Annotated in this window: 24 protein-coding genes and 1 tRNA gene; 18 read left to right on the top strand and 7 right to left on the bottom strand. The window is 69.1% G+C overall.

Features of this window, described 5'->3' with window-relative positions:
- Positions 1 to 5: 5 nt before the first annotated feature.
- Entirely contained in the window at positions 6 to 1313 is a 1308-nt protein-coding gene (locus tag G6N56_RS09530; protein ID WP_085255443.1) for a nicotinate phosphoribosyltransferase, read from the bottom strand.
- 55 nt (positions 1314 to 1368) lie between these two features.
- Here G6N56_RS09530 and clpS point away from each other — a divergent pair, with 55 nt between their 5' ends.
- Genes clpS through G6N56_RS09515 form a run of 3 tightly spaced genes read left to right on the top strand, consistent with a single transcriptional unit; the run spans position 1369 to position 3315 of the window.
- Positions 1369 to 1674 (top strand): ATP-dependent Clp protease adapter ClpS, encoded by a 306-nt coding sequence (gene clpS / locus G6N56_RS09525; protein WP_085255526.1) that lies wholly within the window; start codon positions 1369 to 1371, stop codon positions 1672 to 1674.
- A gap of 25 nt (positions 1675 to 1699) precedes the next feature.
- Complete coding sequence (gene aosR / locus G6N56_RS09520; protein WP_085255442.1) at positions 1700 to 2293, top strand: oxidative stress transcriptional regulator AosR; 594 nt, start codon at positions 1700 to 1702, stop codon at positions 2291 to 2293.
- The gene (locus G6N56_RS09515) at positions 2290 to 3315 is read left to right on the top strand and encodes a P1 family peptidase (RefSeq protein ID WP_085255441.1); all 1026 of its coding nucleotides are present in this window, start codon (positions 2290 to 2292) and stop codon (positions 3313 to 3315) included. The genes aosR and G6N56_RS09515 overlap by 4 nt, the downstream gene beginning before the upstream one ends.
- 31 nt (positions 3316 to 3346) lie before the next feature.
- On the opposite strand, the gene G6N56_RS09510 is transcribed toward G6N56_RS09515, so the two are convergent.
- A complete protein-coding gene (locus tag G6N56_RS09510; RefSeq protein WP_085255440.1) occupies positions 3347 to 4240 on the bottom strand; it encodes a methyltransferase in 894 nt (297 codons plus the stop codon).
- Between the two features lie 239 nt (positions 4241 to 4479).
- On the opposite strand from G6N56_RS09510, the gene G6N56_RS09505 reads away from it, so the two are divergent.
- The 5 genes from G6N56_RS09505 (at position 4480) to G6N56_RS09485 (ending at position 8571) form a co-directional block, all read left to right on the top strand.
- On the top strand, positions 4480 to 5148 hold the full coding sequence (locus G6N56_RS09505) for a rhomboid family intramembrane serine protease (protein ID WP_085255525.1): 669 nt from the start codon (positions 4480 to 4482) through the stop codon (positions 5146 to 5148).
- Positions 5145 to 5960, top strand: coding sequence for a glutamate racemase (gene murI, locus G6N56_RS09500; RefSeq protein ID WP_085255439.1), 816 nt, complete (start codon positions 5145 to 5147; stop codon positions 5958 to 5960). The genes G6N56_RS09505 and murI overlap by 4 nt, the downstream gene beginning before the upstream one ends.
- Positions 5961 to 6111: 151 nt before the next feature.
- Positions 6112 to 6894: a cyclic nucleotide-degrading phosphodiesterase gene (locus tag G6N56_RS09495; RefSeq protein ID WP_085255438.1), complete on the top strand. Its 783-nt coding sequence runs from the start codon at positions 6112 to 6114 to the stop codon at positions 6892 to 6894.
- A 34-nt stretch (positions 6895 to 6928) separates the two neighbouring features.
- On the top strand, positions 6929 to 7708 hold the full coding sequence (gene rph, locus G6N56_RS09490; protein ID WP_085255437.1) for a ribonuclease PH: 780 nt from the start codon (positions 6929 to 6931) through the stop codon (positions 7706 to 7708).
- Between the two features lie 260 nt (positions 7709 to 7968).
- Positions 7969 to 8571 (top strand): non-canonical purine NTP pyrophosphatase, encoded by a 603-nt coding sequence (locus G6N56_RS09485; RefSeq protein ID WP_085255436.1) that lies wholly within the window; start codon positions 7969 to 7971, stop codon positions 8569 to 8571.
- A gap of 105 nt (positions 8572 to 8676) precedes the next feature.
- Here the strand turns inward: G6N56_RS09485 and G6N56_RS09480 are convergent, their stop codons facing one another.
- Positions 8677 to 9018, bottom strand: coding sequence for a DUF3817 domain-containing protein (locus G6N56_RS09480; RefSeq protein WP_085255435.1), 342 nt, complete (start codon positions 9016 to 9018; stop codon positions 8677 to 8679).
- Positions 9015 to 9395 (bottom strand): hypothetical protein, encoded by a 381-nt coding sequence (locus tag G6N56_RS09475; RefSeq protein ID WP_085255524.1) that lies wholly within the window; start codon positions 9393 to 9395, stop codon positions 9015 to 9017. Before G6N56_RS09475 ends, G6N56_RS09480 begins: the two co-directional genes overlap by 4 nt.
- Before the next feature lie 357 nt (positions 9396 to 9752).
- Here G6N56_RS09475 and G6N56_RS09470 point away from each other — a divergent pair.
- Positions 9753 to 9835, top strand: a tRNA-Leu gene (locus G6N56_RS09470).
- A 102-nt stretch (positions 9836 to 9937) separates the two neighbouring features.
- Entirely contained in the window at positions 9938 to 10246 is a 309-nt protein-coding gene (locus G6N56_RS09465; protein WP_085255434.1) for a hypothetical protein, read from the top strand.
- A gap of 15 nt (positions 10247 to 10261) precedes the next feature.
- On the opposite strand, the gene G6N56_RS09460 is transcribed toward G6N56_RS09465, so the two are convergent.
- On the bottom strand, positions 10262 to 10684 hold the full coding sequence (locus tag G6N56_RS09460) for a thiol-disulfide oxidoreductase DCC family protein (RefSeq protein ID WP_085255433.1): 423 nt from the start codon (positions 10682 to 10684) through the stop codon (positions 10262 to 10264).
- Between the two features lie 109 nt (positions 10685 to 10793).
- Between G6N56_RS09460 and G6N56_RS09455 the strand changes: the two genes are divergently transcribed.
- The 4 genes from G6N56_RS09455 (at position 10794) to G6N56_RS09440 (ending at position 16991) form a co-directional block, all read left to right on the top strand.
- On the top strand, positions 10794 to 11507 hold the full coding sequence (locus G6N56_RS09455; RefSeq protein ID WP_085255432.1) for a TetR family transcriptional regulator: 714 nt from the start codon (positions 10794 to 10796) through the stop codon (positions 11505 to 11507).
- Positions 11507 to 14098: an ABC transporter ATP-binding protein/permease gene (locus tag G6N56_RS09450; protein WP_085255431.1), complete on the top strand. Its 2592-nt coding sequence runs from the start codon at positions 11507 to 11509 to the stop codon at positions 14096 to 14098. Before G6N56_RS09455 ends, G6N56_RS09450 begins: the two co-directional genes overlap by 1 nt.
- Entirely contained in the window at positions 14095 to 15831 is a 1737-nt protein-coding gene (locus G6N56_RS09445; protein ID WP_085255430.1) for an ABC transporter ATP-binding protein, read from the top strand. The genes G6N56_RS09450 and G6N56_RS09445 overlap by 4 nt, the downstream gene beginning before the upstream one ends.
- 86 nt (positions 15832 to 15917) lie before the next feature.
- Complete coding sequence (locus tag G6N56_RS09440) at positions 15918 to 16991, top strand: phosphotransferase family protein (protein WP_085255523.1); 1074 nt, start codon at positions 15918 to 15920, stop codon at positions 16989 to 16991.
- A gap of 13 nt (positions 16992 to 17004) precedes the next feature.
- Here the strand turns inward: G6N56_RS09440 and G6N56_RS09435 are convergent, their stop codons facing one another.
- Together G6N56_RS09435 and G6N56_RS09430 are read right to left on the bottom strand one after the other, a co-directional pair.
- Complete coding sequence (locus tag G6N56_RS09435; RefSeq protein WP_085255429.1) at positions 17005 to 17433, bottom strand: pyridoxamine 5'-phosphate oxidase family protein; 429 nt, start codon at positions 17431 to 17433, stop codon at positions 17005 to 17007.
- A 76-nt stretch (positions 17434 to 17509) separates the two neighbouring features.
- Entirely contained in the window at positions 17510 to 18685 is a 1176-nt protein-coding gene (locus G6N56_RS09430; RefSeq protein ID WP_085255428.1) for an acyl-CoA dehydrogenase family protein, read from the bottom strand.
- Positions 18686 to 18828: 143 nt separating this feature from the next.
- Between G6N56_RS09430 and fabG the strand changes: the two genes are divergently transcribed.
- From fabG to G6N56_RS09410, 4 genes are read left to right on the top strand one after another with little or no spacing between them, the layout of a single operon-like run.
- The gene (gene fabG, locus G6N56_RS09425) at positions 18829 to 19569 is read left to right on the top strand and encodes a 3-oxoacyl-ACP reductase FabG (protein ID WP_085255427.1); all 741 of its coding nucleotides are present in this window, start codon (positions 18829 to 18831) and stop codon (positions 19567 to 19569) included.
- An 11-nt stretch (positions 19570 to 19580) separates the two neighbouring features.
- Positions 19581 to 20798, top strand: coding sequence for an acetyl-CoA C-acetyltransferase (locus tag G6N56_RS09420; RefSeq protein ID WP_085255522.1), 1218 nt, complete (start codon positions 19581 to 19583; stop codon positions 20796 to 20798).
- A complete protein-coding gene (locus G6N56_RS09415) occupies positions 20795 to 22024 on the top strand; it encodes a CoA transferase (protein WP_085255426.1) in 1230 nt (409 codons plus the stop codon). Before G6N56_RS09420 ends, G6N56_RS09415 begins: the two co-directional genes overlap by 4 nt.
- The gene (locus tag G6N56_RS09410; protein ID WP_085255425.1) at positions 22021 to 23214 is read left to right on the top strand and encodes an acyl-CoA dehydrogenase family protein; all 1194 of its coding nucleotides are present in this window, start codon (positions 22021 to 22023) and stop codon (positions 23212 to 23214) included. Before G6N56_RS09415 ends, G6N56_RS09410 begins: the two co-directional genes overlap by 4 nt.
- The last annotated feature ends 2 nt before the right edge of the window (positions 23215 to 23216 follow it).

Here is a 23216-nt window from a genome sequence, read left to right as displayed (position 1 = left end):
GCGGCCTAGCGCCGCTCGGAAGGGATCAGCGTGGTGGGGATGGCGGGCTCGCCGTGCGAGAGGTTCAGGCCCTCCCAGGGCAGGCTGCGCAGGCCGGTGGCGACCAGCTCGCGCGCCGCGGCGAGATCGGGTTTGGCAACCACCTCCCCGGCGCGGACCAGCGGGATGGTCACCACCCGGAAGGGCTCGGCGGCGGCGGGCGGACGTCCCGCCGGGTGGACCACTTCCTCGGTGATGGTGCCGGTCGGGCGGGACAGGCGCAACGCCTCTTTGCGGCCGCCGCGAGTCTCCTTGTGGCTGCTGCGCTTCTGCACCGGCATGCCGTCGACTTCAACCAGCTTGTAGACCATGCTCGCGGTCGGCGCGCCGGAGCCGGTGACCAGCGACGTCCCGACGCCGAAAACGTCCACCGGCTCGGCGCCGAGCGCGGCGATCGAGTACTCGTCGAGGTCGCCGGATACCACGATGCGCGTGCCGGTGGCGCCCAGTTGGTCGAGCTGGTTGCGGACCTGCCGCGTCAGGACGCCGAGCTCGCCGGAATCGATGCGCACCGCGCCCAGCCCCGTTCCGGCCGCGGCCACCGCATTGGCCACGCCGGCGGTCACGTCGTAGGTGTCGACCAGCAGCGTCGTGTCGACGCCCAACGCGGCGACCTGGGCCCGGAACGCGGCTAGCTCATCCGGCCCCTCTTCGGTGGTGTGCACCATGGTGAACGCGTGCGCGGAGGTGCCTTCGGTGGGAATCCCGTATTCCCCCTGGGCCTCCAGGTTTGACGTCGCGGCGAAACCGGCGATGTAGGCGGCGCGGGCCGCGGCGACCGCCGCCCGTTCGTGCGTCCGCCGAGACCCCATCTCGACCAGCGGACGGTCCCTGGCGGCGCTGACCATGCGCGCCGCCGCGGAAGCGATCGCGGTGTCGTGGTTGAAGATCGACAGCGCCAGCGTCTCGAGCACGACACATTCGCCGAAGGTGCCGGTCACCGACAGCACGGGGGAGCCGGGGAAGTACAACTCGCCTTCGGCGTAGCCGTCGATATCGCCGCCGAACCGGAAATCGCGCAGGTACGCCAGGGTGTCCGCGTCGAGGAACTCCGCGAGCATCTGGCAGGCCTCATCATCGAACGTGAAGTGCGGCAACGCTTCCAGCAGCCGGCCGGTGCCGGCGACCACCCCGTAACGGCGACCGTCCGGCAGGCGGCGCGCGAACAGCTCGAAGGTCGTCCGGCGGCCGGCGGTGCCGTCGCGCAGCGCCGCTGCCAGCATCGTCAACTCGTACTTGTCGGTCAGCAGGCCAGCCAGCAGCGGCTCGTTCATTCCGCAACGGTAACGGCTTGGAGCGCCGGGCGTATGCCTCGGTATCGTGTACCGCATGGTTGTTGCGTCAGCGCCCACTAAGCCGGGCACTACCGGGCAACGCGAGTCGGCTCCGGTAGACGTCACGGCCAGCCCCTGGGTCACGATCGTGTGGGACGACCCCGTCAATCTGATGACTTATGTGACCTACGTGTTCCAGAAACTGTTCGGCTACAGCGAGCCGCACGCCACCAAGCTGATGTTGCAGGTGCACAACGAGGGCAAGGCCGTGGTGTCGGCGGGCAGCCGGGAGAACATGGAAGTCGACGTGTCCAAGCTGCATGCCGCCGGTTTGTGGGCGACCATGCAGCAGGACCGCTGAGATTCGAGGGCTCCGGCGATACCCTGTGCGCAAATGGAAGCGGGTCGACACCGCGAACGGTCCCCGTTTTCGGTCCGCCCTGGCTTCCCATGAGGCGGCGCTGCTCAAGAATCTCGCCGGTGCGATGATCGGCCTGCTCGACGAACGCGAATCCTCCTCGCCGGCAGACGAACTCGAGGAGATCACCGGCATCAAGACCGGAAACTCGGAACCCCCGCGGGACCCGACGCTGCGACGGCTGCTGCCGGATTTCTTCAAGCCCGACGACGGTGACGTCGCGCAGGACCCCTCGCAAGCCGGCCCCACCGAGGCCCTCAACGCCGCGCTGCGCAGCCTGCACGAGCCGGAGATCATCGACGCCAAAAGAGTTGCCACCCAACGGTTGCTGGACACCGTTCCGGACAATGGCGGGCGTTTCGAGCTGACCGAGCAAGACGCGGAGGCGTGGGTCGCCGCGGTCAACGACATTCGGCTCACCCTCGGAGTGATGCTTGATGTCGGGCCCCAGGGGCCCGAACGCCTGCCGCCCGATCATCCGCTGGCCGTGCACTTCGACGTCTACCAGTGGCTGACCGTGCTGCAGGAATACCTGGTGCTGGTGCTGATGGGCTCCCGATGACCATCACCGACGTCGGGGGCATCCGCGTCGGCCACTACCACCGGCTGGATCCGGACGCGTCCCTGGGCGCGGGTTGGGCCTGCGGCGTCACCGTCGTGCTGACCCCGCCCGGCACCGTGGGGGCGGTGGATTGCCGCGGCGGCGCGCCGGGCACTCGGGAGACCGACCTGTTGGATCCCGCCAACACGGTCCGGTTCGTCGACGCGGTGTTGCTCGCCGGGGGGAGTGCCTACGGCCTGGCGGCCGCGGACGGCGTCATGCGCTGGCTGGAGGAACGGGACCGCGGGGTGTCGATGGGGGGCGGGGTGGTGCCCATCGTGCCCGGAGCCGTCATCTTCGATCTGCCGGTCGGAGGCTGGGACCGCCGGCCGACGGGCGAGTTCGGCTATCTGGCCTGCGACGCCGCGGGGGACGCCGGGGCGTGCACCGCCGTCGGGAACGTTGGTGCCGGGGTGGGCGCGCGGGCCGGGGTGCTCAAGGGCGGCGTCGGAACGGCGTCGATGATGCTGTCGTCGGGCGTCACCGTCGGGGCGGTCGTCGTGGTGAACTCCGCGGGCGACGTCGTCGACCGCGCCACCGGCCTGCCGTGGATGGCCGACCTGACCGCCGAGTTCGGGCTGATGCCCCCGCCTGTCGAGCAGGTCGAGGCGTTCGCGGGGTTGCCGTCCCCGCTCAGCCCGCTCAACACCACGATCGCCGTCGTGGCGACCGACGCCGCCGTCAGCGCCGCCGCTTGTCGGCGCATCGCGGTCGCGGCCCAGGACGGTCTGGCCCGCGCCATTCGGCCCGCCCACACCCCGCTCGACGGTGACACGGTGTTCGCGTTGGCGACCGGCGCGGTCGAGGTGCCACCGCCGGCCGACGCGCCCGCGGCGATGTCGGCGGAGACGGGGCTGACGACCGAAGTGGGCGCGGCGGCCGCCGATTGCCTGGCGCGCGCGGTGCTGATCGGTGTGCTTGCGGCCGAGTCGGTTGCTGGGATACCGACCTACCGCGGCATGTTGCCCGGGGCGTTTGGCTGACGAGGCGACAGCGCCGCCGATCGGCGCGGCGCTACGACCGGTGCGGGGTCGCCTCGATAGCGACGTACATGCCCGAGCCCGCGATGACCCGGTCCAGGGTGAACCCGCCGTCTTCGAGCAACCGGCGCCATTGCGACTCGGTGCGCTCCTTGCCGCCGAGCATTGCCATCATGGTGAAGTCGATGACCTTGGTGGCGTGCGGGGCGTCGTCTTCAGGGACCACCAGCTCGATGAGGATCAGCCGTGCGTCGGGGGCCGCAACGCCGGCGATGTTACGCAGGATGCGTGCAGCCGAGGTGTCGTCCCAGTCGTGCAGCACCGCCGAGAGCACGTAGACATCCGCCGCGGGAACGCCGTCGAAGAAGTTGCCAGCGATGACGGTGGTACGGCCACTGAGCCTGGCCGCTGCCAGGACGGCGGGCGCAGCGGTGACCATGCCGGGCATGTCGAAGACGATTCCGCTGCGGCCTGGCAGGCGCGTCAGGATCTCGGCGAGCACGGACCCGTCGGCCCCGCCGATGTCGGCGATGGTGCGTCCCCCCGGAAGGTCCAGCCGGTCGAGAAGATCTCCGCGGCCGCCCGCCGTGAAGCTGGCCATTGCCGCGTTTTGCAGCTCGGCACGCTCCGAGCTGGCATTGATCCAATCGAAGAAAGGCACTCCGAGGTATTCGGTGGCGGCGACTTCTCCCGTGCGCACCGTGTGCACGAGTTTGGTGAACGGCGCGTAGTGAGTTTGCATGAGGTAGCGCGCGACGGCACGCATCGAGTTGGCCGGGCCGTCGGCCAGTGTGCGGCCCAGCTCGGTGACGTAGACCTTTCCGCCGCTGGAAGCGAAGACGCCCAACGGGGTGAGGAAGCGGATGAGCCGCGCGAGCGCTCCGGCGTCGGCGCCCACCCGCGGCGCCAGGACGCCCTGCGTCGTCATCGGAGAACGGGCGTCCCAGATCGTCAAAATCGCCCACCAGTTCTAGACATCCGATCCGGCGCGGTGCGGGCCGGCCCGACGCACACCTTGGCGTTCCTCGCGGCAGCACGGGTTTTGGCAGCTCGGGTCGAGAGGCGGCGTAACCGCCCGCGTCGCTACCGACGTGCCGTCCGACGGCGGCTGTGCCGGTACCCTTAACTACGCCGAGGACGGTTTGAGAGGGCAGCGACAAAATGACCATGCCGAGGAAACGGCCCGGCGCACCTGCACCGCAGACCAAGAAACAACCCCGCTGGATGGTGGGTGCCGCCACGATCCTCACCTTCGTGGCCTTGCTCTACGTCGTGGAGCTCGTCGACCAGCTGACGCGGCATTCGCTGGACGCCAACGGCATCAGGCCGCTCGAGGCCGACGGGCTGTGGGGAATCGTCTTCGCCCCGGTTCTGCACGCGAACTGGGCGCACCTGGCCGCCAATACCGTTCCCATGTTGGTGCTCGGGTTCCTCGTCACCCTGGCCGGGCTGTCCAGGTTCGTGTGGGCCACCGCCATCGTGTGGATCCTGGGCGGCTTTGGCACCTGGCTCATCGGGAACGTCGGCAGCTCGTGCGGACCGACCGACCACATCGGGGCTTCCGGCCTCATCTTCGGCTGGCTCGCTTTTTTGCTGGTGTTCGGAATCTTCGTCCGCCGAGTCTGGAACGTCATCATCGGCCTGGTCGTGTTGTTCGCCTACGGCGGCGTCTTGCTGGGCGCCATGCCGGTGCTCGGCCAATGCGGCGGCGTCTCCTGGCAGGGCCATCTGTGCGGGGCGATCGCAGGGGTGCTGGCAGCGTGGATGTTGTCGGCGCCGGAACGCAAGGCCCGGGCCGGGCACAAAGCCGGCGCCGCGCGCCACCCCAGGCGATGACCGCGCCGTTCGCGCCCGTCGGCGTCTTCGACTCCGGCGTCGGGGGACTGACCGTCGCCCGCGCCATCATCGACCAATTGCCGGACGAGGACCTGATCTACGTCGGCGACACCGCCAACGGCCCGTACGGTCCGCTGACCCTGCCCGAGATCCGCGCGCATGCGCTGGCCATCGCCGACGACCTCGTCGGGCGCGGGGTGAAGGCGCTCGTGATCGCGTGCAACACCGCGTCGGCCGCGTGCCTGCGGGATGCCCGCGAGCGCTACGACGTGCCCGTGGTCGAGGTCATCCTGCCGGCCGTGCGCCGCGCGGTCGCCGCCACCCGCAGTGGTCGCATCGGGGTCATCGGCACCCGGGCGACCATCACCTCGCACGCCTACCAGGACGCGTTCGCCGCCGCCCGCGACACCGAGATCACCGCCGTGGCCTGCCCCCGGTTCGTCGACTTCGTCGAGCGCGGCGTGACCAGCGGGCGCCAGGTGCTCGGCCTGGCCGAGGGATATCTCGAGCCGCTGCAGCGGGCGCAGGTCGACACCCTGGTGCTGGGCTGCACCCACTACCCGTTGCTGTCCGGCATCATTCAGCTGGCCATGGGTGACAACGTCACGCTGGTGTCCAGCGCCGAGGAGACCGCCAAGGAAGTGCTGCGCGTGCTCACCGAGCGGGACGTGCTGCGTCCCCATGACGCGCCGCCGGCCACCCGTGTCTTCGAGGCCACCGGTGACCCCGAAGCGTTCACCAAACTGGCGGCGCGATTCCTGGGTCCCGCGGTCACCGGCGTCCAACCGGTGCACCCCTTTGGTTCGGTGTAGATCGGATGGTGGCGACATGGGGGCACCTCCCGCTTGCGGGGGACTTTGCCCGGCTGCGCCGCGCTCGCGATCGCCACTGGTGCGCGCCGAGATTCTCATCACATCAATGCGGCGATGTTTTCGTCACGGTGCTATCGGGCATGGCACAGTAGTGTCCGTGCGAATAACCGTGCTCGGCTGCTCGGGCAGCGTGGTGGGGCCGGATTCGCCTGCGTCGGGATATCTGCTTCGCGCGCCGGACACGCCTCCTCTGGTCCTCGACTTCGGCGGCGGGGTCTTGGGCGCGCTGCAGCGCTTCGCCGATCCGAGCGCGGTGCACGTCCTGCTGACCCATCTGCACGCCGACCACTGCCTGGATCTGCCGGGGCTGTTCGTGTGGCGCCGCTACCACCCTTCGAAGCCCGACGGCAAGGCGTTGTTGTACGGCCCCAGCGACACGTGGTCGCGGCTGGGCGCGGCGTCGTCACCCTACGGCGGCGAGATCGATGACTGCTCCGACATCTTCGACGTCCGGCACTGGGTCGACAACGAGCCCGTGCAATTCGGGTCTTTGACCGTCCTGCCCCGGGTGGTGGCCCACCCGACCGAGTCCTACGGCATGCGGATCACCGACTCCAGTGGGGCGTCTTTTGTCTACAGCGGCGATACCGGCATGTGCGAACAGCTCGTCGAGCTGGCCCGCGACGCCGATGTCTTCCTCTGCGAGGCGTCGTGGACGCACGCGGCGGATCGGCCGCCCGCCCTGCACATGTCCGGCACCGAGGCGGGCAGGGCCGCAGCCGAGGCCGGGGTCCGCGAGCTGCTGCTGACCCACATCCCCCCGTGGACCTCCCGCGAGGACGTCATCAGCGAGGCGAAAGCGGAATTCGACGGTCCCGTGCACGCCGTGGTCTGCGGCGAGACCTTCGACATCCGCCGCTCCGAACGGGTCTGAGCGTGGCCCGTCGGGCCTGGCTTAGGGTTACGGGGTGACCAGACGAGAAGACGGCCGCCTTGACGACGAGCTTCGCCCCGTAGTCATCACGCGGGGGTTCACCGATCATCCGGCGGGTTCGGTGTTGATCGAATTCGGCCATACCAAGGTCATGTGCACGGCCAGCGTCACCGAGGGCGTTCCGCGCTGGCGCAAGGGATCGGGCCTGGGCTGGCTGACCGCGGAGTACGCGATGCTGCCGTCGGCCACCCACACCCGTTCGGACCGCGAATCGGTCAAGGGCCGGCTGTCCGGGCGCACCCAGGAGATCAGCCGGCTCATCGGCCGATCGCTGCGGGCATGCATCGACCTGCGCGCGCTCGGCGAGAACACGATCGCCGTCGACTGCGACGTGCTGCAGGCCGACGGTGGCACCCGCACCTCGGCCGTCACCGGCGCCTACGTGGCGCTGGCCGACGCGGTGACGTACCTGTCGGCCGCCGGCAAGCTGTCGGATCCGCGACCGTTGTCGTGTGCGATCGCGGCGGTCAGCGTCGGGGTGGTCGACGGCAGAATCCGCGTCGACCTGCCCTACGAGGAGGACTCGCGCGCCGAGGTCGACATGAACGTCGTCGCCACCGACACCGGGACCCTCGTCGAGGTGCAGGGCACCGGTGAAGGTGCGACGTTCCCGCGGTCCACGCTGGACAAGCTGCTGGACGCGGCGCTGGCCGCATGCGACCAGTTGTTCGCCGCGCAGCGGGAGGCGCTGGCGTTGCCCTATCCGGGTGTGCTGCCCGAGAGCGGCCCGCCGCCGAAGGCGTTCGGCAGCTGACCGGCGTCCCGACTCGGAAAACCCAACCGGCCGCCAAATCAGACTCGGGTTAGCCCTCTGTCAGGGGTGACCGGTAGTCATATGACGAGTATCACAGTGCGTCGCGTTCGAAGGGCTGTCAAGCCTCACGCACCTGGACGGCCGGGTGGCCGACCGTCACATCGTTGGCCTGAGCGCAGCCGAAGGCGGCTCGGCCCTCCCGGCTAATTTGTGTGTATGGGTGGCGCTTGCGGAGGCGACGGCGTGTATCGGATCGACCGGTGACCGAATTGCTGGTCGCCAGCCGCAATCCCAAGAAGCTGGCCGAATTGCGTCGGGTGCTCGACGCGGCCGGCCTCACGGGGCTGACGTTGGTGTCTCTGCGCGACGTGCCCCCTTTCGACGAAGCGCCCGAAACCGGTGCGACCTTCGAAGACAACGCATTGGCCAAGGCGAGGGATGCCTTCGCCGCGACGGGCCTGGCCTCGGTGGCCGACGACTCCGGTCTGCAGGTGGTCGCCTTGAACGGCATGCCCGGCGTGCTGTCGGCGCGCTGGTCGGGTGCGCACGGTGACGATGCAGCGAACACCGCGCTGCTGCTGGCGCAGTTGCGGGACGTGCCCGACGAACGGCGCGGTGCCGCATTTGTGTCCGCCTGCGCCCTGGCCGGGCCGTCCGGCGAGGTCGTCGTGCGCGCCGAGTGGCCCGGCAGCATCGCCCGAGAACCCCGGGGCGACGGTGGTTTTGGCTATGACCCGGTCTTCGTTCCGGACGGCTCCGACCGCACCGCGGCGCAGCTCAGCCCCGAGGAGAAGGACGCGAACTCTCATCGCGGTCGCGCTCTCGCGCTGCTGGTACCGGCGCTACGCGAATTGGCTGACTAGGGCTTTCGACTCCCACTCGCCGCGCTTTGGCTACACACCCCCGCCGTTTCTGCGGCGATGGCGATCGACATTGTGCCCGCCTCCGAGAGCGCATGGGGCGGGGATCTACAGGCCGAAGCGCGCCTTGACGTCCTTGGTCTGGAAGTGTTCGACGACGATGCCGAGCAGCGGGACGGTCCCGGCCAGCAGCACACCGATCGTCTTCGGAATCGGCCACCGCACCTTGACCGCCAGGTTGAACGCGGTCAGGACGTAGACGAAGTACACCCAGCCATGGACCACCTCGATCCAGCGGATCTCGTGGTGCAGGACTAGGTGCGAAAAGATCTCATAGCACAGGGCGATCAGCCAGAGTCCCGTTGCCCACGCCATGATCCGGTAGCCGAGCAACGCGGTACGGATCTTCTCGACGGGGAATGCGGACGCCGGCGTCTCCGGTGTGCTCATGCGGTGGTCCTGTTCTGTTTCTCGGTGTCCTGCTTGGCAAGCTCGGCAAGGTAGGCGTTGTACTCGGCCAGCTCGGGATCATCGGACGGCTGCCGCACCGCCTGAGGGCGCTCGGGCAGCAAGCCAGCGGGTATCTCGGTGAGCTCGGCGCCGCGCCGGGGCTCCGGCGGCATCTCTTCGTAGCGCACATACTTGCGGTACGCGTACACGCAGAACCAGGCAAACAGCGGCCACTGCAGCGCGTAGCCCAGGTTCTGGAACGTGCCCGAGACCGACTGGAACCTGGTCCACTGCCACCAGCCCAGCGCCAGGCAACCGCAGGCCGCGACGATCACCAAGGCGATCAACGCGGGCCTGCGACGACGGGTAGTGGGCACCCCTTGACGGTACCGCTCACGATTTTGGTCCGACGAATTCGTCGAGCCCTGCCACCGCCGCGTCGTCGACGTCTCCGACGCAACCGCACTTGTGCCGATTTTCGCTCCGCGGAGCGATCCGACGAGCAGGTCGATGGTGTCCGCGAGCTTGAGCCAGCCTCTGTTGTCATCACACATAGTGGCGGCTCCCGCGAGCGCGCCAGCACAGTCAACGAGCCGACCGAGGGGTGACGGAGCTCGTAGGAGTCGGCTTCGCATGGCTTGACGCGGTGATCGCGCCACAGCGCACGGGTGGTCGGCGAACCGGCGCGGCGACGGGCGCGCCGCCTTGGATCCGCGCGTTACGATCGGCAGGCTGCGGGCGTGATGGAACGGCAGACATGCCGGCTTTAGGTGCCGGTGCTCGAAAGAGCGTGAGGGTTCGAGTCCCTCCGCCCGCACCGATTCGGCCGGCCCCGGGTGCAAATGCGACGGGCCAGCGACTAAACGGGTCAAACCCTTCTCGCCGGGTACCTCAGGTGCACGGGACAAAGGGGGACGCCATGGCGATCGAACAACGGCAACCACCATCGAGCGACAAAGCCTTCGCGGACGAGATCGAGCGCGCCGAACGCGGGTCCCGGCACGCACGCGAACGCGCGGCCATGGCGGGTATTTCCACCGCCAGAAGCTTCGATGAATCCGCGCGACGGCACGAAGAGCTTGCAAGGGTCCAAGACGAGACCGTCCGGCAAGGCGTCTCGCACTTCGAGATGCACCGCGAATCCGCAGTGCTCCATAGGAAGGCGGCAGCCGAGGACCGGCACCTGGCCGAACTCAAGCGAAACGAGTCCGAGCCCGACCTCTCGTAGGCGCGACAGGTCGGGTCACCCGTCCAGGAAGCGCCCCCGCACCTCCGGCGGCGGAATCGGACAGGTGTCGTGCTTGCCGAAGACGCGATAGCGGATGCCGGCGAACCCGTCGTAGAGCCGATCACGCAGGGGAGCCGGCAGCAGACGGGCGGCCCCGAGCACACGCCACGGGCCGCCCAGATAATCCACGACGCGCAGGGCGGCCCCGGATCGCACTGCGACGCGTTCGCCGTCGCGGCCGGGTTGGTCGACGAACACCATCGAATCGACGTCCTCGATCCCCGGGTGCCGGTCGATGATCGCCCGGGCGAAGTCGCTGTCCAGGGCGGCGAACCGCAGGGTGCCGCGCCGATCGAATCGAAGGATCGTCTGCACCGCCCGGTTGCAGACGCCGCAGACACCGTCGTACAGCAGGACCGGCGGCGTTTCAGCACCCATGCCGCCACGTTACTGACGCCGGGCGCGCCGCCGGGCCCCGAGGTTGACGTTTGGTAAGGCGACCCTTAGTTTGTGGGGGTAACTTACCTACGTCGGAGTGTGGTGCCAGGTGCAAAGTGTCGCGTCGCGGCAGGGAGGGCGACCCCCGCTCATCGGGCTGGACGACGTCGTGCGCGCCGGACGAGACCTGGGCATGCGACGGCTGAGCATCAACGCGGTCGCGGCGCGGCTGGGAGTGTCGGGCACGGCCCTGTACCGCCACGTCGGAAACCGGTGGGAACTCGAACGCCTCGTCGGCGAAAGCGTGCTCGCCGAACTCGACCTGCGCGACGACCCGGGCGCGGACATCGAGCGGCACCTGGTGTCATTCGGGCTGCAACTGCGGGACTTCACCGCCGAGCACCCCGGGTTGGCGTCCTATCTGCAGGTGCTCTTCCCGCGCGGCGACGCGGGGGCTCGGGTGCTGACCCAGGAGGTGGAGGCGCTGCGCCGGCGGGGCTATTCCGCGGACGCGGCGATGGTGCTGAGCAGCGCGGTGGCGACCCTCGCGATCAGCCTGGCGGCGCGCGAAGAGAACACGGCCAACGCCACCGACGGTGACCAGGCCGGCGCCTTCGCCGTCGAGCGTGACGCCGCGGCCGAACGGTTGGCAGGCGACGCGCGACTGGGCGCGGCCCACGCCCGGCTGCCGCAAGTGTCCGATTCAGAATTCGTGCGGCTGCTGCTGGCCGCATCGGTCCGGGGTCTGGTCGCGGTCATCCCGCCGGGCCGGCCGATCGACGAGGCTGTCGCGGAGCTGAGTGCCGCGAGAGAGGACCGGTGATGGCACGCGGGTTCCAGGGTGTGATGCTGCGGGGCTTCGGCGCCCGCGACCATACCGCAACTGTGGTCGAAACCCTCAGGATCGCACCGCATTTCGTGCGGGTGCGGATGGTGTCGCCGACGTTGTTCGACGAGATAGAGGCCGAGCCTGCGGCGTGGCTGCGGTTTTGGTTTCCCGATCCCGACGGATCGACCACCGAATTTCAGCGCGCCTACACGCTCTCCGAGTCGGACGCCGCAACCGGGCGCTTCGCGGTCGACGTCGTCCTGCACGATCCGGCCGGCCCGGCTTCGCGCTGGGCGCGCACCGTGCAGCCCGGCGCCACGATCGCGGTCATGTCGCTCATGGGCTCGTCGCGGTTCGAGATGCCCGACGAGCAGCCGGCCGGCTACCTGTTGATCGGCGATTCCGCGTCGATCCCGGGAATGAACGGCATCATCGGCGTCGTGCCCGACGACGTCCCGATCGAGATGTACCTCGAGCAGCACCACGACGACGACATCCTGATCCCGCTCGCGCGGCACCCGCGGCTGCGCGTCCACTGGGTTACGCGCCGCGACGAGAAGTCGCTCGCCGCCGCGATCGAGAGCCGGGACTGGTCGGACTGGTATGCGTGGGCGACACCCGAGGCCACCACCCTCAAGCACGTGCGCACCCGGCTGCGCGACGACTTCGGCTTCCCCAAGTCGGCGATACACGCCCAGGCCTATTGGAGCGCCGGCCGCGCCATGGGCACCCGCCGCGGCGACGACGCCGACGCACCCGAGGGCGCCGCACCCGACGCGGTTGCGGTGAACGATGCTGAGCGGCAAGAACAGCCGGCTGCAGCCCCGCCCGCCCGCGGCAATTGGCGCGCGCAGGGCGCCGGCCGACTGCTCGCGCCGCTGCGGTCGGCGTTGATCCTGTCTGGTCTGCTGCAGGCCGTCATCACCTTGGTGCAGCTGGCGCCGTTCCTGCTGCTGGTCGAGCTGTCCCGGCTGCTGCTGTCCGGGGCGCCGGCGTCCCGGCTGTGGGGGGTGGGAATGGCCGCCGTCACGCTGCTGGGGCTGGGCACCGTGCTCGGCGCCGGCCTCACGCTGTGGCTGCACATCGTGGACGCGCGATTCGCCGGTGATCTTCGAAAGCGGTTGTTGAGCAAGCTTTCCCGCCTGCCGCTGGGCTGGTTCACCGCGCGCGGGTCGGGCTCCATCAAACAGCTCGTGCAGGACGACACGCTCGCTCTGCACTACCTGATCACGCACGCCATCCCCGACGCCGTCGCCGCCGTCGTCGCGCCGGTGGCGGTGCTGGTCTACCTGTTCGTCGTCGATTGGCGCGTGGCGCTCGTGCTGTTCGTGCCCATCTTCGTCTACCTGGTGCTCACCTCCTCGGTCACCATCCAGTCGGGTCCGCGCATCCCGCAATCGCAACGCTGGGCCGACAGGATGAGTGGCGAGGCCGGCGCCTTCCTCGAGGGTCAACCGGTGATTCGGGTCTTCGGTGGTGCCGCCGCGTCCAGTTTCAGGCGTCGCCTCGACGAGTACGTTGGCTTCCTCACCGCGTGGCAGCGCCCGTTGGCCGGCAAGAAGACGTTGATGGACCTGGCCACCCGCCCGTCGACGTTCCTGTGGCTGATCGCCGCCTCCGGCACGTTGCTGACCATCACGGGTTCGATGAACCCGGTGAATCTCCTGCCATTCCTGTTGCTGGGCACCGCATTCGGTGCGCGGCTGCTTGGCATCGCCTACGGGCTCGGTGGTATCCGCGCCGGGATGCTCGCCGCCCGTCGCCTGCAGAACACCCTCGACGAACCCGAGCTGGCGGTGCAAGAAGATCAGCCCCCGTCGGACGACTTCCCGGCCACGGTGACGTTCGACCGGGTCACCTTCGGCTATCGCCCCGATGTGCCGGTGATTCATGACGTGTCGCTGACCTTGCGGCCCGGCACCGTCACCGCGCTCGTCGGGCCGTCCGGCTCGGGTAAGTCGACCCTGGCCGCGCTGCTGGCGCGCTTCCACGACGTGCAGCACGGCGCGATCCGCATCGGCGGGCGCGACATCCGGTCGATGACCGCCGACGAGCTTTACGCGCGGGTAGGCTTCGTCCTGCAAGAGACCCAGCTCGTGCACGGCACCGCCGCCGAGAACGTCGCGCTGGCCGTCCCCGACGCCACCGCGGCCCAAATCGAGGCCGCCGCGCGTGAGGCGCAGATCCACGAACGCATCACGCGTCTGCCCGACGGCTACGACACCGTGCTCGGCGCGGGAACCGGGCTTTCGGGGGGCGAGCGGCAACGGATCACCATCGCCCGGGCCATCCTCGCCGACACCCCCGTCCTGATCCTCGACGAGGCCACCGCGTTTGCCGACCCGGAGTCGGAATATCTTGTGCAGCAAGCGATTAACCGACTCACCCGGGATCGCACGGTGCTGGTCATCGCGCATCGGCTGCACACCGTCGTCGGTGCCGACCAGATCGTGGTGCTCGACCATGGGCGGATCGCTGAACGCGGCACCCACGACGAGCTGTTGGCGGCCGATGGCCGTTACCGCCGATTGTGGGAGAGCGGGAGTCGCAGCCCCGTGGCGGTCACCACGGAGGGGTCGCGATGATTCGCACCTGGCTGAGCCTCGTGCCGGCGCACCGTCGGCAAAACGTCGTCACTTACGTGACGCTGGCGCTGCTGTCCGTGGTGGTGCGTGCGGTGGCGACGGTGCTGTTGGTCCCGCTGCTGGGCGCGCTGTTCGGCGACACCCCGCACCGGGCGCTGGTGTGGCTGGGCTGGCTCACCGCGGCCACCGTGTTCGGGTGGGTGATCGACACCGCGACCGCGCGGATCGGTTTCGATCTGGGTTTCACCGTGCTCGACCACACCCAGCACGACGTGGCGGACCGGCTCCCCGGGATTCGGCTGGACTGGTTCACCGCCGAGCACACCGCGACGGCCCGGCAGGCGATCGCCGCGACGGGCCCCGAGCTGGTCGGCCTCGTGGTCAACCTGCTGACGCCCTTGATCTCCGCCGTCCTACTGCCCGGGGCGATCGCCCTTGCGCTGCTGCTTGTTTCGTGGCAGCTCGGGGTCGCCGCCCTGGCCGGTGTGCCCTTGATGTTGGGGGCGCTGTGGGCTTCCGGGCGGCTCGCCCGGCGCGCGGACGCCGCGGCCGCCGCGGCCAACACCGCGCTGACAGAGCGGATCATCGAATTCGCGCGCACCCAGCAGGCGTTGCGGGCCGCGCGACGCGTCGAGCCGGCGCGCAGCCTCGTCGGCGATGCGCTGGCCGCCCAGCACGGGGCCACGATGCGTCTGCTGTCGATGCAGGTGCCGGGCCAGCTGTTGTTCAGCCTCGCCAGCCAGCTGGCGCTTATCCTGCTGGCCGGCGCGACGACGGCGCTGACGGTGGCGGGCGCGGTCACCGTGCCCGAGGCCATCGCCCTGATCGTGGTCATCGCAAGGTATTTGGAGCCGTTCACGACGATCAGCGAGCTGGCGCCAGCCCTCGAGAGCACGCGCGCCACGCTGGCCGGCATCAGGTCGGTGCTCACCGCGCCGGCCATTCCCGTCGGCGGTGGCGCGCTGCACGACGCGGGCGCGGCGCCGCGCATCGAATTCGACGATGTCACATTCAATTACGACGGTGCGGGCGCACCGGTGCTCGACGGCGTCAGCTTCTCGCTGGAGCCCGGAACCACGACGGCGATCGTTGGTCCCTCCGGCTCGGGGAAGAGCACGATCGTCGCGCTGATCGCTGGTCTGCATCAGCCGACGCGCGGCCGGGTCCTCATCGACGGCGTCGACGCCGCGACGCTCGATGCCGATGCGCGGCGGGCGGCCGCAAGCGTCGTCTTCCAGCACCCCTACCTGTTTCACGGCAGCATCCGCGAGAACATCCTCGCCGGTGATCCCGCGGCGGACGACGAGCGGTTCGCGCGGGCGGTGGCGCTGGCGCGGGTCGACGAACTCACCCGGCGACTGCCCGAGGGCATCGAGACCGTCGTCGGCGAGGCCGGATCGGCGCTGTCGGGCGGTGAACGTCAGCGGGTCAGCATCGCTCGGGCGCTGCTGAAGCCGGCCCCGGTGCTGCTGGTCGACGAGGCGACCAGCGCCCTGGACACCGAGAACGAGGCCGCGGTGGTCGACGCACTCGTCGGCCCGCTGTCGCGCACCCAGGTGATCGTCGCTCACCGGCTGGCCAGTATTCGGCACGCCGACCGCGTTCTCTTCCTCGACGGCGGCCGGGTGGTCGAGGATGGCACCGTCGAAGAATTGCTGAGTGCCGGAAGGCGTTTCAGTGAATTTTGGCGGCAACAGCACGACGCTGCCGAATGGCGCATCATGGCCGAGTAGGTGCGGACCTCGCGACTTTGTCGAATGCCCTACAGTAGCTGCGTCGGGCGGTGCCGTCCGGGTAGCGGAGGCGAATTGTGAGTGCCGTGGTGTCCATCCCGCGCCATCCGGGCGACGTGACCGCCGCATGGTTGTCCGCCGCGCTCAGCCGGCATCGCGCGCCCGTCGAGGTGGCCGAGGTGAACGTGGTCGCCATCGGCACCGGGCAGACCGGGGCGACGTTCCGCGTGACTGCCCGCTACGCCGCCGATCCTGTGGATCTCCCGCAGACGTTTGTGATCAAGTTGCCGGCCCAGGACGACGCTGTGCGCGCGCGGGTAGCAATCGGCTATCGCAGCGAGTGTGCGTTCTACGCCGCCGTGGCCGATCGTGTCCGGGTCCCGACGCCGCGGTGCTTTTACTGCGAGATCACCGAGGACGGGTCGGACTACGCGCTGCTCCTTGCCGACCAGGCGCCCGCCGTGCAGGGCGATCAGATCGCCGGGTGCGGTGAGCGCCAGGCGCGGCTCGCGGTGGCGGCGCTGGCCGGATTGCACGGTCCCAGTTGGTGTGATCCCGTCTGGCTCGACCTGCCCGGCCTGGCATTCGCGCGGCCCGACGCGGCGTCGGCGAAAGGCCTCGGCGATGTGGCGAAGCTGAGCGCCGACATCACCCTGGACAAGCTCGGCGACCGAATGAGCGGTGACGACCGCGAAACATTCACGGAGACAATGGCACTGGTGGGACGTTGGCTGCTCGCCGAGCATGACCGCTTCGCCCTGCTGCACGGCGACTTCCGTCTCGACAATCTGTTGTTCGACCCGGGCCAGCGCTGGGTGAGCGTGGTCGACTGGCAGACGCTCGGCGTGGGCCTCCCAGCCCGGGACCTCGCCTATTTCACGGCGACCAGCCTGGACTCGGAGCTGCGCTCGGATATCGAGCGGGACCTCGTCGACCACTATCACCACACGCTGGCGGACCACGGCGTCACCGAATACGACCGCGAGACATGCTGGCGCGACTACCGGCTGGGAATGCCGCAGGCACTGCTCATCTCGGCCCTCGGCTTTGCCTTCGCCACCTCAACCGAACGCGGTGACGACATGGTGCTGACCATGCTGCGCCGCGGCTGCCAGTCGATCCGCGACCTGGGGACGCTGGGATTGATCGCTGACCGCTAGGCGCGGTGACGGCTCACAGGTCGCCGGTGAAGTCCGCGCTGAGCCACCGGTCGGGGCGAACCGTGAACAAGACCTCGTCGACGCCTTCCATGCTGCGGGCGAAGGCGTGGCCACCCTCCTCGCCGAGATAGCGGATCGCGGTGTTCAACAGTGCTTCGGGGGGAGCGGGCCTGGTGGTCTCGACGACGGTGCCTTCCACCACCACGTACTGGTACGGGGGCTCCTCACGCTGAACCACCAGCGTCACCGCGCCCGCCCGCTCGATGAGCCGGGCCTTCCGGCTGGACGCACCCGTCGCGATGCGGATGTCGCCACCGGGGGAGTAGTCGTACCAGATCGGGACGCTCGCCGGCGGGCGCCCATCGGTGGTGGCCACGCTCAACACGGCGACATGCGTGGCCGCGAGGAACTCCTGACGTTCGGTTTCGCTGAAGCTTCTCATGTCGCCTTCAATCTCCCAACGCGACGAAGCTATTCCCGATGCACGTGATCAGTTTTTCGGCGGCCCTGCCCGGCCGTCACCGTCGCTGCGCGGCCTTGACCAGGTTCGACCCGATGATGAGGCGCTGGATCTCGCTGGTGCCCTCGTAGAGGCGCAGCAGGCGCACGTCGCGGTAGATGCGTTCGACGGCTAGGCCCTGCATGTATCCGCTGCCGCCGTGCACCTGCACGGCGAGATCCGCGACCTTACCGGCCATTTCGGTGCAGAAGAGCTTGGCCGCCGAGGGCGCGACCCGCCGATCTTGGTTGGTCACCCACAACCGGGCGGCATCGCGGACCAGCGCGCGGCCCGCCATCACGCCGGTCTGCTGGTCGGCCAGCATCGCCTGAACCAGTTGGAAGCTCCCGATCGGCGTTCCGCCCTGCGTGGCGGTCGCGGCATAGGACACCGACTCGTCGAGCGCGCGCTGGGCCGTGCCCACCGCGAGGGCGGCGATGTGGACGCGCCCCCGGGCCAGCGACGTCATCGCCGCACGGTAACCGATGTCCTCGGCCCCGCCGATCAGCGCGTCATCGTCGACCCGCACGTCGTCGAAGCCGACGTCGGCGGTCCATGCGCCTTCCTGGCCCATCTTGGCGTCCTTGGCGCCCACCTGGACGCCCGCGGCTTCCGCCGGAACCAGGAAGACGGCGATCCCGGGGCTGCTTTCGTCCGCCGGCCGGGTGCGCGCGAACACCACGAACAAGTTCGCGATGGGCGCGTTCGTGATGAAGCGTTTCTGGCCCGAGATCACCCAACCGTTTCCGTCCCGGACGGCTTTGGTGCGCAGGCCGGCGGGGTTCGACCCGGCGCCCGGTTCGGTCAGCGCGAAGGAGGCCGTCACCTCTCCGGACGCCATCGGCTCGAGCCAGCGGCGCTTCTGCTCGTCGGTGCCGAAGCCGACGAGGACCTGCCCGGCGATCCCGTTGTTGGTGCCGAACATCGATCGCAGCGCCAGCGAGGTGTATCCCAGTTCCATTGCCAGCTCGACGTCTTGGATGAGGTTCAGGCCGAGGCCGCCCCATCGCTGAGGGATCGCGTAGCCGAACAGGCCCATCTTCTTGGCCTGCTCACGCAGGTCGTCGGGCACTCGATCGTCGGCCAGGATCTCCTGCTCGCGCGGCACCACCGCGGTCCGGACGAAGTGACGGGTTTGGGCAGCGATCTCCGCGAAGTCGTCATCGGTGACTTCCTGGACTTCGGCTGTGGTCATGTGCAGACGCTCCTCTCGGCACGGGTGCCGGTCAACCGGGGGAGCGACATCCCCCCGACTTCCGGGGACGGATCCTATATGAAATACGATATTGGCAATCGCGAGTCCACGTCGATAGACAAGCTCAGGGAGGCGTAGTCACGGTGTCGTTGCTATCCGGTCAGACCGCAGTGATCACGGGCGGTGCGCAGGGTCTGGGTTTCGCGATTGCGCAGCGGTTCGTCGCCGAGGGGGCCCGGGTGGTGCTCGGGGACTTGAATCTCGAGGCGACCGAGGCCGCGGCGAAGGAACTGGGTGGCGATGACGTCGCCGTGGCGGCGCGCTGCGACGTGACCGACGCCGCCGACGTCGAAGCCCTGATCGCCACCGCGATCGAACACTTCGGCGGCCTGGACATCATGGTCAACAACGCCGGAATCACCCGCGACGCGACGATGCGCAAGATGACCGAGGAGCAGTTCGACCAGGTCATCGACGTGCACCTGAAGGGGACGTGGAACGGCACACGGCTTGCGGCGGCAATTATGCGCGAACAGAAGCGCGGCGCGATCGTGAACATGTCGTCCGTGTCGGGCAAGGTCGGCATGGTCGGCCAGACCAACTACTCGGCCGCCAAGGCGGGCATCGTCGGCATGACCAAGGCGGCCGCCAAGGAGCTCGCCTATCTCGGGGTTCGGGTCAACGCGATCGCCCCCGGCCTGATCCGTTCGGCCATGACCGAGGCCATGCCGCAACGCATCTGGGATCAGAAGGTCGCCGAGATCCCGATGGGTCGTGCCGGTGAGCCGAGCGAGGTCGCCAGCGTCGCGCTGTTCTTGGCCTCCGACCTCTCCTCGTACATGACGGGCACCGTCATGGAGGTCACCGGCGGACGGCACATCTAGTGAAGCGGGAAATGCGCCAGGCGGTCATCTGCGAACCGGTGCGGACGCCGATCGGCCGCTACGGCGGGATGTTCAAATCCCTGACGGCGGTCGACCTGGCCGTCGCCGCGCTGAAAGGTCTGCTCGAGCGCACCGGCATCCCGCCCGAGGCGGTGCACGACGTCATCCTCGGGCACTGCTACCCGAACAGCGAGGCCCCGGCGATCGGGCGCGTGGTGGCGCTGGATTCGGGCCTGCGCGTGACGGTTCCAGGCATGCAGGTCGATCGGCGCTGCGGATCCGGGCTGCAAGCGGTGATCCAGGCGTGCCTGCAGATCGGCGGCGGTGACCAGGATCTCGTCATCGCCGGGGGCTGCGAGAGCATGAGCAACGTCGCCTTCTACTCCACCGACATGCGCTGGGGTGGCGCCCGCGGCGGCGTTCGGGTGCACGACGGGCTGGCGCGGGGACGCACGACCGCCGGTGGCCGGCACTATCCGGTTCCGGGCGGGATGCTGGAGACGGCCGAGAATCTGCGCCGCCGGTACGGGATCTCGCGGCAGGAGCAAGACGAGCTCGCGGTGCGGTCGCACCAGCGCGCGGTCGCCGCGCAGAAGAACGGCGTACTGGCCGACGAAATCATTCCGGTCACCGTCAGCGGGCGGCACGGCGAAGAGTCGATCGACACCGACGAGCACCCCCGCTCCGACACGACGCTGGAGTCGCTGAGCAGGCTCAAACCCGTTCTGCTGGAAGATGATCCGGAGGCAACCGTGACGGCCGGCAACGCCAGCGGCCAAAACGACGCCGCGTCGATGTGTGTGGTGACTACGCCCGAGAAGGCGGCGGAACTCGGCCTGACGCCCCTGGTGCGGCTGGTCTCGTGGGGACTGGCGGGTGTGGCGCCCAACATCATGGGCATCGGCCCGGTGCCGGCGACCGAGGCCGCGCTCGCCAAGGCCGGCCTGCGGTTGAGCGATATCGACCTCATCGAGCTCAACGAAGCCTTCGCCGCGCAAGCGCTCGCGGTGATGCGGGAATGGGGTTTCGGACTCACCGATCACGACCGAACCAACGTGCACGGATCCGGCATCTCGCTCGGACATCCCGTCGGCGCGACCGGCGGCCGGATGCTGGCCAGCCTGGCCCGCGAACTGGACCGCCGCCGGGCGCGGTACGGGCTGGAGACCATGTGCATCGGCGGCGGCCAAGGCTTGGCCGCCGTCTTCGAGCGGGTGGCGTCAACGTGAACCCGGCCCTGCCGCTGAGCGGGCTCACCGTGGTGGAGGTTTCCAGCTTTGTCGCCGCGCCGTTGTGCGGCATGACGCTGAGTCAGCTTGGGGCGCAGGTGATCCGGGTCGACCCGATCGGTGGGGCTTCGGACGTGCACCGCTGGCCGCTTGCGGCGGACGGCACGTCGATATATTGGACGGGCCTGAACAAGGGAAAGCGTTCGGCCGTCATCGATCTGCGGTCCTCCGAGGGCCAGGAGCTCGTCCAGCGGCTGATCGTCGAGGGTGACGGGATCGTGGTGACCAATGCCGCCGGCCTGTCCTGGCTGAGCCATGACCGCCTGGCGGCCCAGCGTTCCGACGTCATCCACGTGCAACTGCTCGGCCGCGGCGACGGCTCGACCGGGGTGGACTACACCGTGAACGCGGGCGTGGGCTTCCCGCTCGTCACCGGTCCGGCCGACCACGGGGGCCCGGTCAACCACGTCCTCCCCGCGTGGGACGTGTGCTGCGGCCTCTACGCGGCGTTGGCCGTCGTCACCGCCGTCCGCCGCCGCGACCTGTCCGGCTCGGGCGCGCGCATCAGCCTGGCCCTCGAGGACGTCGCGTTGGCCACCGCGGGAAACCTGGGTCTGCTCACCGAGCCCCAAGTCAACGGGACACAGCGCGAGCGCCTCGGCAACGCCATCTACGGCCAGTACGGCCAGAACTTCACCGGTGGCGACGGGACCGAGTTCATGGTCGTCACATTGACACGCCGGCACTTTCGCGACCTGGTCGACGTGACGGGCACCGGCGCCGCCGTGTCGGCGCTCGCCGATGCGCTGGGCGTTGACTTCGGCTCCGAGGGCGACCGCTACCGCTACCGTGACGTGCTGTCGGGCCTGTTCGCCCCCTGGTTCGCCGAACGCACGGTTGACGAGATTACCGCTGCGCTGTCGGACACCACCGTGCTGTTCGAGCGATACCGCAGCTTTGCGCAGGTCGCCGCCGAGCCCAAGGTGGCCGCCAACCCGCTGTTCTCCCGGCTGCATCAACCGGGTCTCGGAGACTACCTCGCGCCCGGGTCACCGATCGCCATCGACGGCGATCATCCCACCAGCGGTCCGGCGCCGGCGTTGGGACAAGACACCGCCGACGTCCTCGCCCGGGGCTTGAGATTGACGACGGCCGACATCGACCGCTTGACGAGCGCCAACACGATCGCCGCGCCGAACCGGGCGAGAGAGGACGACCGCGCATGACGAGGCTTGCCCAAACCCTCGGCCTGACCGAAGTGCAGACCGAGATCATCGCCACGGTAAGGCGATTCGTGGAGAAAGAGATCATTCCCGCCGCGCCCGAGCTCGAGCGCGATGACGTCTATCCCCAGCACATCGTCGACCAGATGCGTGAGATGGGGCTGTTCGGGTTGATGATCCCCGAGGAGTACGGCGGGCTGGGGGAGTCGCTGCTGACCTACGCGCTGTGCGTGGAGGAACTGGCGCGGGGCTGGATGGCCGTGTCCGGTGTGCTCAACACGCATTTCATCGTGGCCTACATGCTGCGTCAGCACGGTACCGACGCGCAGCGCTTGCGATTCCTCCCGCGGATGGCGACCGGTGAGTGCCGCGGTGCGTTCTCGATGTCGGAGCCCGAGCTGGGCTCCGACGTCGCCGCGATCCGCACCCGGGCGCAACGCGAACCGGACGGCGGCTACACGATCAATGGCCAGAAGATGTGGCTGACCAACGGCGCCACTTCGACGCTCATCGCGGTGCTGGTGCGCACCGACGAGGGCGCGGACAGGGCGCACCGCAACCTGACCGCCTTCCTCGTCGAAAAACCCACCGGATTCGGCGAAGTCGTGCCGGGGCTGGTGATCCCGGGCAAGATCGACAAACTCGGCTACAAGGGCATCGACACCACCGAACTCATCTTCGACGGCTACCACGCGAGCGCGGACGACATCCTGGGCGGCGCCCCGGGGCGGGGTTTCTTCCAGATGATGGACGGCATCGAAGTCGGCCGGGTCAACGTGTCGGCACGAGCCTGCGGCATCGGCCTGCGCGCTTTCGAGTTGGCGGTCCGCTACGCCCAGCAGCGGCACACGTTCGGCAAGCCGATCGCGGAGCACCAGGCCATCGCATTCCAGCTGGCCGAGATGGCGACCAAGGTCGAGGCGGCACACTTGATGATGGTCAACGCGGCGCGGTTGAAAGACTCGGGCGAGCGCAACGACGTCGCCGCCGGAATGGCGAAATACCTTGCCAGCGAATATTGTTCGGAGGTGACTCAGCAGAGCTTCCGCATTCACGGCGGGTACGGTTACTCCAAGGAGTACGAGATCGAACGGCTCATGCGCGACGCGCCCTTCCTGCTCATCGGCGAGGGCACCAGCGAAATCCAGAAGTCCATCATCAGCAAGCGGCTGCTCGCCGAGTATCAGGTGTGAAC

The sequence above is a fragment of the Mycobacterium saskatchewanense genome, assembly GCF_010729105.1.
GTDB classification, from domain to species: domain Bacteria; phylum Actinomycetota; class Actinomycetes; order Mycobacteriales; family Mycobacteriaceae; genus Mycobacterium; species Mycobacterium saskatchewanense.
The sequence above is the reverse complement of the archived record's forward strand: the minus strand, read 5'-3'. Positions and strand labels throughout refer to the sequence as shown.